15 protein-coding genes and 1 tRNA gene are annotated in these 13853 nt (G+C 59.6%); 6 read left to right on the top strand and 10 right to left on the bottom strand.

Translation table 11 applies throughout. The features are described 5' to 3' along the window. Positions 1-201: 201 nt before the first annotated feature. On the bottom strand, positions 202-1608 hold the full coding sequence (locus AC2FNS_RS17795; protein WP_496803934.1) for a hypothetical protein: 1407 nt from the start codon (positions 1606-1608) through the stop codon (positions 202-204). A 35-nt stretch (positions 1609-1643) separates the two neighbouring features. Here AC2FNS_RS17795 and AC2FNS_RS17790 point away from each other — a divergent pair, with 35 nt between their 5' ends. The 3 genes from AC2FNS_RS17790 to gntH are packed head-to-tail and all read left to right on the top strand — an operon-like array spanning position 1644 to position 3932. After that, complete coding sequence (locus AC2FNS_RS17790) at positions 1644-1937, top strand: hypothetical protein (protein ID WP_496803933.1); 294 nt, start codon at positions 1644-1646, stop codon at positions 1935-1937. A 28-nt stretch (positions 1938-1965) separates the two neighbouring features. Further along, entirely contained in the window at positions 1966-2466 is a 501-nt protein-coding gene (locus AC2FNS_RS17785) for a DUF3299 domain-containing protein (protein WP_496803932.1), read from the top strand. A 38-nt stretch (positions 2467-2504) separates the two neighbouring features. Further along, a complete protein-coding gene (gntH, locus tag AC2FNS_RS17780; protein WP_496803931.1) occupies positions 2505-3932 on the top strand; it encodes a guanitoxin biosynthesis MBL fold metallo-hydrolase GntH in 1428 nt (475 codons plus the stop codon). A 580-nt stretch (positions 3933-4512) separates the two neighbouring features. Here gntH and AC2FNS_RS17775 read toward each other — a convergent pair. Both AC2FNS_RS17775 and AC2FNS_RS17770 read right to left on the bottom strand, forming a co-directional pair. Next, positions 4513-4588, bottom strand: a tRNA-Val gene (locus tag AC2FNS_RS17775). A gap of 74 nt (positions 4589-4662) precedes the next feature. After that, on the bottom strand, positions 4663-5916 hold the full coding sequence (locus AC2FNS_RS17770) for an aminotransferase class V-fold PLP-dependent enzyme (RefSeq protein WP_496713663.1): 1254 nt from the start codon (positions 5914-5916) through the stop codon (positions 4663-4665). Positions 5917-6118: 202 nt separating this feature from the next. Here AC2FNS_RS17770 and AC2FNS_RS17765 point away from each other — a divergent pair, with 202 nt between their 5' ends. Continuing rightward, positions 6119-6529, top strand: a complete 411-nt coding sequence (locus tag AC2FNS_RS17765) for a hypothetical protein (RefSeq protein ID WP_496689626.1) — start codon at positions 6119-6121, stop codon at positions 6527-6529. Between the two features lie 3 nt (positions 6530-6532). On the opposite strand, the gene hemF is transcribed toward AC2FNS_RS17765, so the two are convergent. Genes hemF through clpS form a run of 4 tightly spaced genes read right to left on the bottom strand, consistent with a single transcriptional unit; the run spans position 6533 to position 9594 of the window. Next, the gene (hemF, locus tag AC2FNS_RS17760) at positions 6533-7417 is read right to left on the bottom strand and encodes an oxygen-dependent coproporphyrinogen oxidase (RefSeq protein ID WP_496713664.1); all 885 of its coding nucleotides are present in this window, start codon (positions 7415-7417) and stop codon (positions 6533-6535) included. Positions 7418-7422: 5 nt separating this feature from the next. Then, positions 7423-8223 carry an SDR family NAD(P)-dependent oxidoreductase gene (locus AC2FNS_RS17755; protein WP_496683460.1) on the bottom strand — a complete coding sequence of 267 codons (801 nt, stop codon included), beginning with the start codon at positions 8221-8223 and terminating at the stop codon, positions 7423-7425. A 37-nt stretch (positions 8224-8260) separates the two neighbouring features. Then, the gene (locus tag AC2FNS_RS17750) at positions 8261-9226 is read right to left on the bottom strand and encodes a class I SAM-dependent methyltransferase (protein WP_496713666.1); all 966 of its coding nucleotides are present in this window, start codon (positions 9224-9226) and stop codon (positions 8261-8263) included. A gap of 26 nt (positions 9227-9252) precedes the next feature. After that, positions 9253-9594, bottom strand: coding sequence for an ATP-dependent Clp protease adapter ClpS (gene clpS, locus AC2FNS_RS17745; protein WP_496683464.1), 342 nt, complete (start codon positions 9592-9594; stop codon positions 9253-9255). 92 nt (positions 9595-9686) lie between these two features. Between clpS and AC2FNS_RS17740 the strand changes: the two genes are divergently transcribed. Both AC2FNS_RS17740 and AC2FNS_RS17735 read left to right on the top strand, forming a co-directional pair. Next, positions 9687-10388 carry an HAD family hydrolase gene (locus AC2FNS_RS17740; RefSeq protein ID WP_496683466.1) on the top strand — a complete coding sequence of 234 codons (702 nt, stop codon included), beginning with the start codon at positions 9687-9689 and terminating at the stop codon, positions 10386-10388. Between the two features lie 262 nt (positions 10389-10650). Beyond that, entirely contained in the window at positions 10651-12060 is a 1410-nt protein-coding gene (locus tag AC2FNS_RS17735) for a D-alanyl-D-alanine carboxypeptidase family protein (protein WP_496797834.1), read from the top strand. Between the two features lie 53 nt (positions 12061-12113). On the opposite strand, the gene AC2FNS_RS17730 is transcribed toward AC2FNS_RS17735, so the two are convergent. The 3 genes from AC2FNS_RS17730 to AC2FNS_RS17720 form a co-directional block, all read right to left on the bottom strand. Continuing rightward, a complete protein-coding gene (locus tag AC2FNS_RS17730; protein ID WP_496727718.1) occupies positions 12114-12578 on the bottom strand; it encodes a hypothetical protein in 465 nt (154 codons plus the stop codon). Between the two features lie 30 nt (positions 12579-12608). Then, a complete protein-coding gene (locus AC2FNS_RS17725; protein WP_496727719.1) occupies positions 12609-12869 on the bottom strand; it encodes a hypothetical protein in 261 nt (86 codons plus the stop codon). Positions 12870-13074: 205 nt separating this feature from the next. Next, positions 13075-13359, bottom strand: coding sequence for a hypothetical protein (locus tag AC2FNS_RS17720; protein WP_496713764.1), 285 nt, complete (start codon positions 13357-13359; stop codon positions 13075-13077). Positions 13360-13853: the final 494 nt, after the last annotated feature.

Here is a 13853-nt window from a genome sequence, read left to right as displayed (position 1 = left end):
TAAAGTCTGCTCAACCTTTCTAAGGTGCACACATAACGCGTAGCGACAGAGACATTCTAAGTCTGTATCGCCCGCAGAGCAGACTTTAAGTTGAATTCAAGCAACGACTGCACCGAGCCCACAGCCGACCTAACAAAAACTGTAAAACAGAACCTCTGACGGGCTCAATTCACGATCGGGCACAAACAGTAATTGCGGCCCTTAAGTCGGAGTTTGAAGAACCTGCAAGCGGTTCAAAATCTCATCCATTAGGTCCGGATTGTGGGGAAACACACGATGGACAAGGAATTCCGTAGGAAAGCTCGGCCAGTTTGAATTCAGCTCCTGCACTAGTGAGCGCGCGCGTTCTTCATCACCGGCCCGATCATAAGCGACCGCCAGAAAAATGAGCGAGACGGCGTGAATAGCGGCACCGTCTCTCGCCCCATTTTCGAAAGCCTTGATCGTCTCTCGATTGTTACCAAGCATAAGGTTGGCAAGGCCCCAAATATTTTGCGTTCCTGGACTTCTCGTGCCTTCGCGTGGGCGCTCGGGGTTGGACACGTCGCGCGCGAATTCCGGGGCATTGGCGTAGATCGCAGTAACACCCAACAGATCAAGAATATGTCCATCACGTGGTGCTAACTTCGATGCGAGTTGCGCTTTGGCCAATGCCTCGTCGACTTTACCTTCTTGCGCGAGCACCCAAGCTTTGGCTGCCACGGACCAGGCGTCGGATGCCGAAATCTCCAACGCGAGATTTGCATGATGTCGTGAACGTGCAAGATATTCAGCCGCCAGCTTTTCCTCCGGCGCAATCATATGCAAAGTGGCGAGTACCTGCGCCGCACCAGCATGCCCGTCGAGCAAATTGGGCGACAGTTCAATGGCGTATTCATACATACCCAAAGCGATGTTTTGGCGCCGTGCGTCGAAAACGGGAAAGTAAAGCTCTCGCGCTTCAAAGGCCAAATCCTTGGCCTGTAACGTTGTGACCGAATACTCTCGCATGGCCACTCGCGTGTCGCCGCTTGGGAATTGAGTGACGGTCTCATAATTTCGAGAGCTGCTGAACCAAGTCATCGCGATGGCTGCGATGATACAGCAGGCGATTGCCGCCAAGGCTCCAATCAACCTGTTCTTCGTGACGAAACCTTTATCAGTGCTCACGCTTTCCAGTGCTGACACATTTGAATGTTCAGTTGCAGGTTTCGCAGCCTCGGAAAATTGATCTACAAACCGTGGTACGTAGCCTCCGGGATCAACGTATAATCTGACTGCGTCGTTGGCGCCGCTGCCTTGGTAATAATCTTCGAGCGATCTGCGTAATCTGCGAGCCTCAACGCGAACGATGTTATGACCAGCACCATCCTCGTCGGGATCCCGACCATATACATCAACCGCGATTGTTTTGCCCTTTATGAGCTTTGATCTGCCCGCGATGTCCTGTTCGACAATGTAATTCAAAAAGTCGCAAAGCTTGGGCGAATGTACAAACTCTTCGCTGCCAAGAATTCTTGAGACGGCAAGCCGTTTGAGATCGGCCGGCAATGCCTCGCTTATCTTATTTTGATCTTCGGAAAAAGAGATCGTCACGCGCGGATCACCCCCAAACTCACTGTAACTCACTTTATTCGGAAACCTTATGATCTCAAAATTTTCATATGGAATTTATGGAACGAATAAGTCCAAGCGCCAAAAGAAGTCTTTTGCGAGATGCTTCGGATCTTGCGGAATACATACTCCATGAAGCCAAGGCCGACCGAAGAATTTACGAAGCACTGAGCGACTACAACGACGTTTGCGAGCAAATCGAAAGATCTTCTGCACTCCCCGAACTCGTTGAGGAACTTTGCCGCATCAAGGCCGAGCTTGTTGCGGAAATGCGGCGCAAGATTGGTCAAAAACACATTCAAAACGGCGATCAAAGAGATTTGGGCTTCACAGATCCGGCGTGACCAAGCGCCAAAAAAGAAAGGTGGTCAGATGACACTTTGTCTGAATAGGCGACAAGCTTTAGCAGTTTCTTTGGCGGCCAGCCTGTGCCCAAGTTCTGCTTGGGCTGGCCTGCGGGAACTGAACTGGAAAGACTTGGTGCCAAAAAACGCAAGAGGGGCCCCACAACCCGGTGTTGTGTCTCACTCGGCACTGCCATCGCGAAAATTCACAGATCCAAGGCATTTTGCCATCGTTCCCGAACTGGATGGCGAGCATGTCCGCCTGCCTGGGTTTTTGCTTCCGCTGGAGTTCGATGGAACAGGCGGCACGGAGTTCCTTTTAGTCCCTTTTGTCGGCGCCTGCATACACGTGCCACCGCCGCCCCCCAATCAGATGGTCCATGCAATATCTGAGAAGCCCTACGAAATGGAACATCTTTTTGAACCAGTTTACGCCAGCGGCGAGATCAAAACGATCTTTGCAGAGACAGATCTCGCTCAGGCTTCCTACCAACTAAATGTGGGCGAATTCCAAGAAGTTTCCTTGTGAAGCTTCCCGCGCTCAACGCCAGAATAGAGGAGAAAAAAATGATCCGATTACTTTTCGCTTTCGCGCTCTTTGTGTTGCCGTTCTCTGCATTAGCGCAGACACCGAACCCGGCTGAACGGGGCGAACCTTCCTCAGTGGAGGATATTCGAGCCGCCCTTTTCGGTGGCGTGCCTGGAGACCGTTGGCGCGAAGGTCTTCTTTTCGAGGGAATATCTCCGCAACCATGGCTGAATTCGGCTTCGAACTGGTTTCCCGGTACCGAAGACGTACAACCTGACGAGATGCGGATCATCTTTATGGGCACTTCACCCATCATTCGCCCGGGACAGATGAACACATCAATACTGGTGCAACTTGGTAATGGCGAAAACTTTCTGTTCGATGCGGGTGAAGGCTCCGTTGCCAACATAAACGCATCCAACATCGCGCTGAACGAAATCGACAAGATTTTCATCACTCACCTGCATGTCGATCACTATAACGCGCTTCCCTACATCTACGTTTTTGGCGGTTGGTCGGGACGTTGGCACAACCCTTTGCGCGTATGGGGACCATCTGGCCGCACCCCAGAATACGGCATGGCGGCCATGATCGAAGGCATGAAGCAGATGGTGAAGTGGCACACTGACGCCTTCAGTGTGTTTCCAGTGGGTCAGGGCCACGATATCGAAGTCAACGAGTTCGACTTCGAGGATGAAGGCGGGGTGATTTACGAAGAAGACGGCGTCAAGATCATTCACTGGCAGCGTAGTCATGCGAAGGATGGCGCTTCCGCATATCGTCTCGATTGGAACGGAATGTGCTTTGTCTGGACAGGCGACGGACGCCCCAACATGCGTGATGTGGAATATGCCAAGGGCTGCGATGTTTACGTGACTGAGACACAGACCGAATTGGTGGAAATCTCTGCCGGTGTGCAAGGTGTCCCGCCGTTTCTGGCGCGCTACACCATCGATACACACCACACTCCAGGCTATGCCGCTGGGTATGTTGCCAATCTGATCGAACCCCGCATGTTCATGACAACTCACATGCCGTTTGACCCGTACCTCAATGAGGAGACAGTTGCCGAAATACGCGAGCACTACCAAGGACCATATCATTTTGGCGCGCCCGACGGGATCACCGTCAATGTCACCAAAGAACAGATCTGGGTCCGCGAGGGGATTATTCCTGATTTCCCGAACAACCGTGCACCGCAATTCAATTTCGACAATGATCAACTGCGGGTGCCCGCCCCTCCCAAAACCAGAGAGGACATCCAAAACGCGAGTGTCCGCGAAACGGAGATCGATCCCGACCTTTACTATCCCGAAGGGTTCAAGCCCGAACTCCTGACAGATTGGCCCACAGGGGACCGCGACTTGATTGTTCCGGTTGATCAGCTTCCGCCAGCAATGCAGCAAGGGATGGGCGACACTTGGCGTAAACGCCAGGCAAATCGCGAAGCCCTGGGTTTGGAATAGACCCCCGCGTCTGATGACGCCCCCGCTCTTCGCCATCAAATCGTGCGAAGGGCGGATTAACTCATTTTTACTAATGCTGCGATGACAGCTTTGTCCGCATAGCGGAAGTTCGGCCAAAACTCAGGGAATGTCGGCTTGGTCTTGCTAACCGGAACACGCTATCAGAGCGGACTATGCCACTCTTGAAACCGGCTAAACCCAAAGAAGATAGATGCCCACTCGCAGGGGCGAGGCTTACGCCCCGCCCTTTGCTAGGTTGTCCCGCTTCCAAAGAGGTTGCAGGTTGCTGTAGTGGCAAAGTTCGACGAGGTGTTCCAAAGACCCTGCAGCTGAGAGAAGGGTAATATGGTCCAACTCCAATTGACCATATCGATCCCATGTTATGCCGTCCTTGAACCAGGCCTCAATGTGCCGCTGTGATGCAGTAGGCCGTTTTACAATTGTTGCCATGGCCCATATCTCCTGTGTTGGAGACATCTTTTCTGTCTAAGTGCAGAGGAGGCGCAGCGGACACAGTTTCACATGCAGCACAGCAATAAGTGTTCGTCTCGTAAGACCTTTATGCATTGCGAGGAAAGGATGGTGGGTGATGAGAGACTCGAACTCCCGACATCTTCGGTGTAAACGAAGCGCTCTACCAACTGAGCTAATCACCCGTGACGCGGGATTTAGCCAAGCCTGCGCTCCGGCGCAAGGGGGGACAGCCGAAAATCTCGGCCGATCCATTGGGTCAGGGCTTCATGTCCTGCATCGCCGCCAGAAACTGTGTCACCTCATGCTCGGAGTTGTAGTGGCACAGCGAAACCCGGATGCAGTCCGGCAGGCCCAGCGGACGCAGGATGTTGCCGCTGTAGTGGTCGTCCTTGCGAGTGTGGGTGCGGATGCCTTGCGCGTTCAGTCGCGAGACCGCCTCGGCCGAAGGCATGTCGCGCACCACGATCGAGACCAGCCCTTCGCGTGCCGGGTTCTCAGCACCGGCAAGGATCGTGACATGGTCCATGTCCCGCAGACCGAGCAGGTTGCCGGTGCCGTTGATCATCGCATTGGTCAGATGCGTTTCATAGCTGTGGATCGCGCGCCCGGCGGCCTCGATCCGGGCGCGCCGGTCGGTGGCATCTGATACCTGCCCGCCCAGCCAGTCGAAATAGTCGACCACGTCGGACATTGTCGCATAGGCGCCTGTGTCGCGGGTGCCGAATTCCCAGCCCGCCTTGGGGGCGTCGATCAGCTGGTCATGGGGCAGGGCGGTCAGCCGGTCCGAAATCCAGGCGACGCCATAACCGTGCCGCGAAAACACCTTGTAGGGGGAAATCGCATAGCCATCGACGCCATAGCCGTCGATGTCCAGCTGCCCGTGCGCGGCGTGCTGGATGCCGTCCACGATGATGAAACAGTCTGGCGAGACCGACCGGATCGCGCGGGCGATGGCGGCCACGTCCATTCCCATGCCGGTCACCGGAGAGGCATGTAGGATCGTGGCTACGGCCACATCCGGCGACATGCGCGCGGCATAGTCGGCCGCCGTGACCAGGCCGGTCGCATCGTCATGGGGCACATTCACATAATCGAGCCCGGCGATTCCGGCCCAGCGGCGCGCGGCGCTGCGGCTGGCCGGGTGTTCGATGCTGCTGCCGATCACCTTTGCCCCCTTGGGCGCGTTCACACAGGCCGTACGGATCATGCGGAACAAAAGCTCGGTGCCGCTTTCGCCCACGAAGAATTGTCCCGAGGAGGCGTTCATGAACACCGCCAGATCGGCCTTGGCACGGTTGATGATGTCGACCAGGGCGTGGCTGGCCACGTTGTCCCGCCCCTGATTGTCCGGGATGGCCGCAAACCGGGCCGAGGTGTCGACCACCGATTTCAGCGTCAGTGCCCCCCCCGCGTTTTCGAAGAATATGCGTGGACCTTGAAACGGACAACTTTCCACATGGGCAAAGCGCGCTCGGATGGCGTCGAGCAATCCCGGTGTTTCGTGCAGCATGGCGGGTGTCCTGTCCTGTCGAATATGCCTGCCCCGCATCTATGGACGTCGGTGCGCCCGGGTCAATCGTTTCCGCGCCCCGTGGCGGTGGTGCCCGGCTTGCCGTGCCCACCGGCGACCGGCGGGCGGGCCTCTGTGGCTTTACTCGAAGGGCCCGCGCCTTATCATGAACGGCAGCGAGTTTCAGCTGACAGGTTTTCCGATGGCGCGTTTCCTTGTGTTCTTTCTGCTTTGCACGTCTCTTCTGGCGCCGCTCGCGGCGCAGGCGCGGGGCTTTGGCCTCAGCGTTCGCCCCACCTACCGCACCGAGATCCGCCCTGTCGGCGATGGTATCTACGAGGTAAAGGCGATCGGCTCGTCCGCAGCGGTCAATTACTGGTGCGGCATCGGAGACTATGCCATCCGCCAACTCGGCGTGCCGCGCGCGCAGCGGATCTATGTCTGGAAAGCCTACGAGAAAGGGGCCAGAACGGTCCAGTTTTCGCTGAAGCCGCCGCCGGGCGCGGACACCACGCCGGGATATTCGATCACCGTCAACCGGGTGGGCGAGAACATGTCGGCCTCGTCCGCGCAGAACTACTGCTATGACAACTTCATGGATTTCGGGTTCTGAACCTCAGACCCATTTCGCCAGCGGCGGCAAGCTCATCAGCACGGCGTCGGGGTCATGCCCGGTTTCCAGGCCGAATTTCGTGCCCCGGTCATAGACCAGGTTGTATTCGGCATACAGCCCGCGATGTACCAGCTGCACATCCTTGTCGGCCTCGGTAAAGGGCTGCACGCGCCGCTTTTCCACCAGAGGCAGAAATGCCGGCAGGAAGGCCCGGCCGATGTCCTGGTTCAGCGCGAAATCCGCTTGCCAGTCGCCGGTGCAGTAGTCATCCATGAAGATCCCGCCGACGCCCCGTGCGCGCTTGCGGTGCGGGATGTAGAAATACTCGTCGGCCCACTCCTTGAGGCGCGGATAGTGCCCCGGTCCGTGCGGGTCCAGATGCGCCTTCTGCGTGGCGTGGAAATGCGCCGTGTCCTCAGGGTATTCGATGCAGGGGTTCAGGTCGGATCCGCCGCCGAACCACCAGGCATGAGGCGTCCAGAACATGCGGGTGTTCATGTGAACGGCCGGGACATGCGGGTTTTGCATATGCGCCACAAGGCTGATACCCGAGGCCCAGAACCGTGGGTCGTCGGCCATGCCAGGGATGCCCTTGCGCGCGGCCATCGCCTGTTGTGCCCGCTCGCCCAGTGTGCCGTAGACCGTCGAGACGTTGACGCCGACCTTCTCGAACACGCGGCCGCCGCGCATGACCGACATCAGCCCGCCGCCCGCGTCGGACCCATCTTCGGACTGGCGCCGGGTTTCCTTGACCTCGAAACGGCCGGGTTCGGCATCGCTGAAGGGGCCGGTGTCGTGGCTGTCCTCCAGCGCTTCGAAGGCGGTGACGATCTGATCGCGCAGGCTTCGGAACCAGGCAGAGGCGGTGGCTTTTTCGGTATCGAACATTGGGCTCAGTGGGCTGGGGCGGCGACCGGATCCAGCAGGGTGCGGCCTCCGTCGATTGTCAGGATCTGGCCGGTCATGAAGCCGGAAGCCTCGGACGCCAGGTATTGCGCCGTGTCGGTCAGTTCGGTCGGGGCGGCGATGCGGGCCAGCGGTGTGTGCTTTTCGATGTCCTTGCGAAAGTCGCGGTTGTCTTTCAGGGTCGTCTGCAACGAGGCGCTCATGACCGAGCCGAGCGCGATCGCGTTCACGCGGATGCGGTGCGGCGCCAGGGTCACGGCCAGCGACCGGGTCAGCTGATCCAGCGCCGCGCTGGCCACGGAATAGGCCAGCAGGTCGGGATGCGTACGGCGCCCGGCGATCGAGGACAGGTTGATGATCGAGCCGATCTGGGTGTCTTCGCTGCCGTCGGCCTGTTTGATCATCCGGTTGGCGACCATCTGGCTCAGCCGCAGGGTCGGCATCAGGTTCTGGTTCAGCAGGGCGCGCACCGAGTCGTCCTCGGGGTCCAGTGGGTCCGAGGGGATCACCTGCCGCGCGCCATTGACCAGGATATCCACCTGATCGAACGCGTCCAGCGTGGCGGACAGCAGGTTGGCTACGGTCAGTTTTTCACGCAGGTCTCCGGCAAAATACCTGATGTTGCCGTCGTCGACCTGTTCGCCCAATTCGTCGGCCAGGCCTTTTTCGTCGATGTCGGCGAACATCACGTTGGCGCCCGCGTCGGCGAAATGGCGGCCGATCGCCAGCCCGATGCCGTTTGCGCCTCCGGTCACGATGGCGGTCTTGCCAGCTATGGAAAATGACATGCGGTTCCTCCAGAATCTCGGCGCAGGTTAGACGGCTTCACCGCCGAGGGCGAGAGGCATGGAATACCTTGAAGCGGTTGTCTCCAGCCAGTTCCTCGACCCGCGCGAAGGTCTCGGACAGGGTGGTTTCGTAGGGCAGATGGCGGTTGGCCACCATCCACAGGCTGCCCGAGCGCGTCAGGTTGCGCGCTGCCGACGCGATGAAGCCCTGACCCAACGACGGGTCAGCGCTGCGCGCGGTGTGGAACGGCGGGTTCATGACTACGGTGTCCAACGGCTCGGGCGCGGTCCAGGTCACCGCATCGGCCCAGTGGAACAGGGCGCGCGGATCACTCACGTTGGCCCGGGCGCAGCTCAGTGCGGTGTGGTCGGCCTCGACCAGATGCAGGGTGGTCACCGAGGCGCGTTCGAGAACCCCTGCGGACAGGTACCCCCAGCCCGCACCCAGATCGGCCACTTTAGCCCCCAGCTTGGCCGGCAGGGAGTTGCGCAGAAGGGCCGAGGCGGGGTCGATCCCGTCGGCCGAGAACACGCCCGGAGCGGTCCGGTATCCGTCGGCTCTCTGTTCCTGCGGCGCGGCCCAGTCGGCAAAGGTGTCGGCACTGGCCCGGAGCCAGAAGATCTTGCCATGTGCCTTGGAAATCGGTCCATCGACCGCCACGCGTTTTCGGATGTCTTTCAGCAGGCTGTCGATACCGTCGGTCTTGGCGCCGTCCACTACGATCGGACCACCGGCGCGCTGGCTGGCCTGATGGATCATCGCCCGCGCAAGCGCCTTGGCGCGCGGCAGAAACAGGATGACGCTGCCGCAGGACACATCGGCCCGGGGCGTGGCGTCGAATCCCTGCGCCTGAAAATGGTCGTAAAACGGTTTGAACGGTTGGACGACCTGCGTGCCGCCTGGCAGCATCGAAAGGTCATGCTCCGGTGTCGGGCCGATCACCGAAACCGGCTCGGGCAGGGTCAGGCCCTGTTGCAGGGCAAGGTGAAGACGAGTGGACATGGGCTGTGGGACCGAGGCACGCGGCCCTACTCCTCTCTCTCCATGGTGCATTGCAGAGGGTGTTGGTGACGGCGGGCGAAATCCATCACCTGCCCCACCTTGGTTTCGGCGATCTCATGGCTGAATACGCCCACCACGGCCACGCCCTTCTTGTGAACGGTCAGCATGATCTCGAACGCCTGCGCGTGCGACATGCCGAAGAACCGCTCGAGTACATGCACCACGAATTCCATGGGCGTGTAGTCGTCGTTCAGCAGCAGCACCTTGTACAGCGGTGGGCGCTTGGTCTTGGGCTTGGTCTGGACAAGGATGGACGTGTCGCCATCGTCCTCCGATTTGCCAGCCATCATCCAACGGGCAGTCAGCATTGTACCGAGATTTTCCGATTCACATTTCGGGTCGTTTCAGGGCTTATATAACGTCAGCGCGCCCAGAGGAAAGAGCAACCGGCGGAATCGGAATGCATGAAAACCTGACCCTCATCGCCTTCGATGCTGACGACACGCTCTGGCAAAACGAGCGGTTCTTTCGGTTGACCCAGGCCCGCTTTGCCGAGCTGCTGGCCGACCATGCCGATCATAACCACCTGATGGAGCGCCTTCTGGCGGCCGAAAGGCGCAACATCCGGCACTATGGCTACGGCATTAAAGGTTTCGTCTTGTCGATGATCGAGACCGCGCTGGACGTCACCGATGATCGGATTCCGGCCCGCGTCATCCGCGAGTTGATCGCGGCGGGGCAAGAGATGCTGGCCCATCCGATCGAGCTTCTGCCGCACGCCCGCACGGCGGTCGAGGCCGCGGCCGAAACGCATGCCATCGCGCTGATCACCAAGGGAGATCTGATCGACCAGGAGCGCAAGCTGGCTCAGTCGGGGCTGGGCGATCTGTTCGACGAGGTCGAGATCGTGTCTGAGAAGGACCCCGAAACCTATCGCGCCATATTCCAGCGTCTCGGTCATGCGCCGGACCGGGTGATGATGGTGGGCAACTCGATCAGATCGGATGTCGTTGCCCCGATTCAGACTGGTGCCTGGGGCGTGCATGTTCCACATGGGCTGGTCTGGGACATCGAGCGGGCCGAGATCCCATCCGGCCACCCCCGGTTTCTTGAGATCGAGCATCTGGGCCACCTTCCGGCGCTGATCGACCGTTTCACGTGACCTGTGTCCGATAGGGCGCACCGGATGATTACTTGACCGCTCCCTGGCCTTTATTTTGCCGCTTTGGCCTCCGTGGTGGCCCGCGCGATCGGGTGCCCAAGATGTAGCGGTGAAACGGAGCCCGAGGGACGACGGATTCGGACAGCTTTCGGTTTATTTCGTTGGGGGCCTGTGCTATCGTTAAGACAATCAACAAAAATGCCGACCGGAAAAATCCGGCGGCGCGAGGCAGACAGAGGCAAAGATCGTGCAGATTCGGCGGATGATTCCGGCCCGGGCGGGCTTGTTCCTCATTGCGGTGATTTGGATCGCTGCAGTAGCAGCGACTCAGGCGCTGGCCGCGCCTTACGCGGCGATGGTGATTGATGCGCGCACCGGAGAGGTTCTGCATTCGCGCAACGCCGATACCCGCCTCCACCCTGCGTCGCTGACCAAGATGATGACGCTGTATATCGCGTTCGAGGCCGTTCGGAACGGCGAGATCACCCTGGACACCCCCGTGACGATCACCAATCATGCGGCGGCCGAACCGCCGTCGAAACTTGGGCTCCGCGCCGGGCAGAAGATTGCGTTCCGCTATCTGATCCGGGCCGCGGCGGTGAAATCGGCCAATGATGCGGCCACCGCCATCGGTATCGCGCTCAGCGGGTCCGAAGCGGCCTTTGCGCGCCGCATGACCCTTACGGCCAAAGCCATGGGTATGACCCGCACCACCTTCAAGAATGCGCATGGTCTGACGGAGTCGGGCCACTTGTCCACCGCCCGTGACATGACCACGCTGGGCCGGCATCTCCTCTACGACTATCCCGAATACTACAACCTGTTCTCACGCCAATCGACCTATGCGGGCATCAAGACGGTTCCCAACACGAATCGCCGCCTGCTGGCCGCTTACAAGGGCGCTGACGGCATCAAGACAGGCTATACGCGCGCGGCCGGGTTCAACCTGGTGGCTTCTGCCAAGCGCGGAAACGAACGCATCATCGCCACGGTGTTCGGCGGCAAGTCCAGCGCCTGGCGCAACGCCAAGGTGGCCGAGTTGCTGGACCTTGGGTTCCGCCGCGCCCCGTCCCGTGCCCCGATCCGCAAACCGTCCCGTCCAGCCTATGCCGGGAATGCAGGTCTGGGCGGCACCCAGGTGGCGCGCGCGATCGGTGCGCCGCAACAGAGTTTGCGCCCGGTCATGCGTCCGGGGGCCGGGGTCGCGGTTCAAGTCGCGAGCGTAGTTGCCGAAACAGCCGCCAAGAACGCGCCCCGCATCCAGGACAGCATCGCCCAGGCAATCGTCGCCGCCCAGACCACGCCCACGGCCCCGCCGGTCGAAACCGCCGACACGCGCCCGGCCCTGCGGCCCGACAACCTGGTGCTGGCCTCGACCGAACCGGCCGAGGCCAAACCCGAGCAGGAAATCGTCACGCGGCTGTCCACCTCGGGCGGCCATCTGTGGGGCGTCAATGTGGGCCGCTTCGCAACGCGGTACGAGGCCGAAAAGGTGCTGCTGAAGACGGCGCTGTCGGAAATGACCACGCTGGAAGGCTCGTTGCGTAAAGTGAACCAGAGCTCCAAGGGCTTCGAGGCCACATTCCAGGGCATGACCCGCGAGCAGGCCGATCTGGCCTGTCGCCGCCTCAAGGCGCGCAACGTCACCTGTTTCATGATCGGGCCATCATAAGGTTCGGCATTCTCTCCTGAAGGCATCGGCTGCGGAATTCCGCAGCCTTTTTTTCAATCGAAGACGTTTCCGTGCCGGTACTGTTCGTCCTGACCTTCGGCGGCGGTCAGGGCGGCGACGTTGTCCTTGGTAATAAAGCCCTCATAGTGGTGGCACCGCTCGATATACTCGGTGATCAGCAGCGTATGTTTCGAGTGTTTCGAGAAGATCGGCTTAAGGTTCGGGTCGTCTTTGAATTCCCCCACGACATGGGCGAGAAACGGAACGCCTTTTTCCTTCACGGTGTCGACCACGAAATATACGTTCTTTTCGCCGCCGGCATGGTCGCCGTCGCGTATCTCGACCACCATGTGGCGCAGACGCCGGCCGAAATTGCGCACGACATCCTCGGTGGGTATCGGCAGCTTGGCAAACGAGTTCACGAAGGTCGGGGTGTTGTTCGCGGTAAAGACGTTGGCTGGGGATTTCTTGTCGTCGTCCACGCCGGGGTGTCGGTTGACATTGGTCGACGAATTCATCTCGGCGATGTTGTAGGCGCCCCAGAAATACTAGGGCACCATGGTCAGAAACTCGAGGATCGGATCCTCGCGTTCGCCGGTCAGCACCCGCGTGGCCAGATGGTCCAAGCCCAGCATCAGCGGTGCGATCCCGCTGTCCGCGCCTAACTCGGCGGCCCTTGTCAAGCGGTCCTGCTCGACCGCGCTCAGGATCAGCCGGTCGCCCAGGCCCAGACTGTCGGCGTCTTTGAAGTCCAGCGCCGAATAGCCGGCCCGGTGGCAGGTGAAATCCGATGGGGTGGTGAACAGCATCCAGTCCAATGTGTAGAAGGGGTTTTCCGTGTCGCTGGCATAGTCGAACCGGATGTTCTGATCCTCGAGGGTGTTGCGCAGATCGTTAAGGTCGCGCGCGGATCAGACCGCGCCGACATAGCGGGTCCGCGGTGACGCCCGGGCCAGCGGGTACATGCTATTGAGGCGCGAGCTGTAGTCCGCGAAGCCGGCGCTGAGCGGGCCATCAGGACCAGCGCCGGAAAGACCGGATGCGCGTGCAGAACGGAAAACCGATGCGTCGGCCCCAGATAGTTTGCGGTATGGCGATACGGGTCATCACATAGAGTTCGACCAAAGTGTCAAAGATCGCCTCGGGTTCCACCTCGAGGATGATGGCCGCCATCTGGCCGACTTGCTCTGTGACACCCGAGGCTTGTCGGTGCTGATAGATTTTTGGCAGGTATTCGTGGAAGAAGTCCGAGTTCATCTTGTCCCCTCGCGGTTGGTAGGTCATCAGATCGAGAGACATGGACGCCTCCTTGCGCGGATGGGCGGTGTGATGAACTCAGGTCGAGCTTTTGCGGATCATGCTAGGCGGTGGTTGGCCCTTGGGCAACTTCTGCGGGCTATTCAAGCGCCGCAGCCGGCATCGCGCATGGTGGGGGGCTCCGAATCCAGCGCCGAGGCGTGGTGGAAGGGGCAGATGCCGCGCGATGCGAGTCGCTCTTCGTTGTGGCGTAGGGTGCGATGTGTACAATATATTGTGGGGCGCGAATCCTCCGGCCTGAGGGCCGCAGCTGAGCGCGCAGTGCCGCACTTCATTGATGTAGGTATGTCTGCCGCGGCCAGGCAGTCAATCATTTGATAATAAAAGATAAAATGTCTATCTGCAAAAAAATGCATCGAGATGCGATTTTCCCCTTGCGGCTTTGGTTGGATAATCTTAGAACCCCCTTCACCGGCGCTGGTGAGGCGTTGGTGACGGGCTGGAGAGGCGGCCTGACGGACTGGAAAGACGGTTGT

It is taken from the genome of Ruegeria sp. BHSA191 (genome assembly GCF_059613325.1).
Note: the sequence above shows the minus strand (reverse complement) of the source record. Positions and strands in the feature narration are given on the sequence as shown.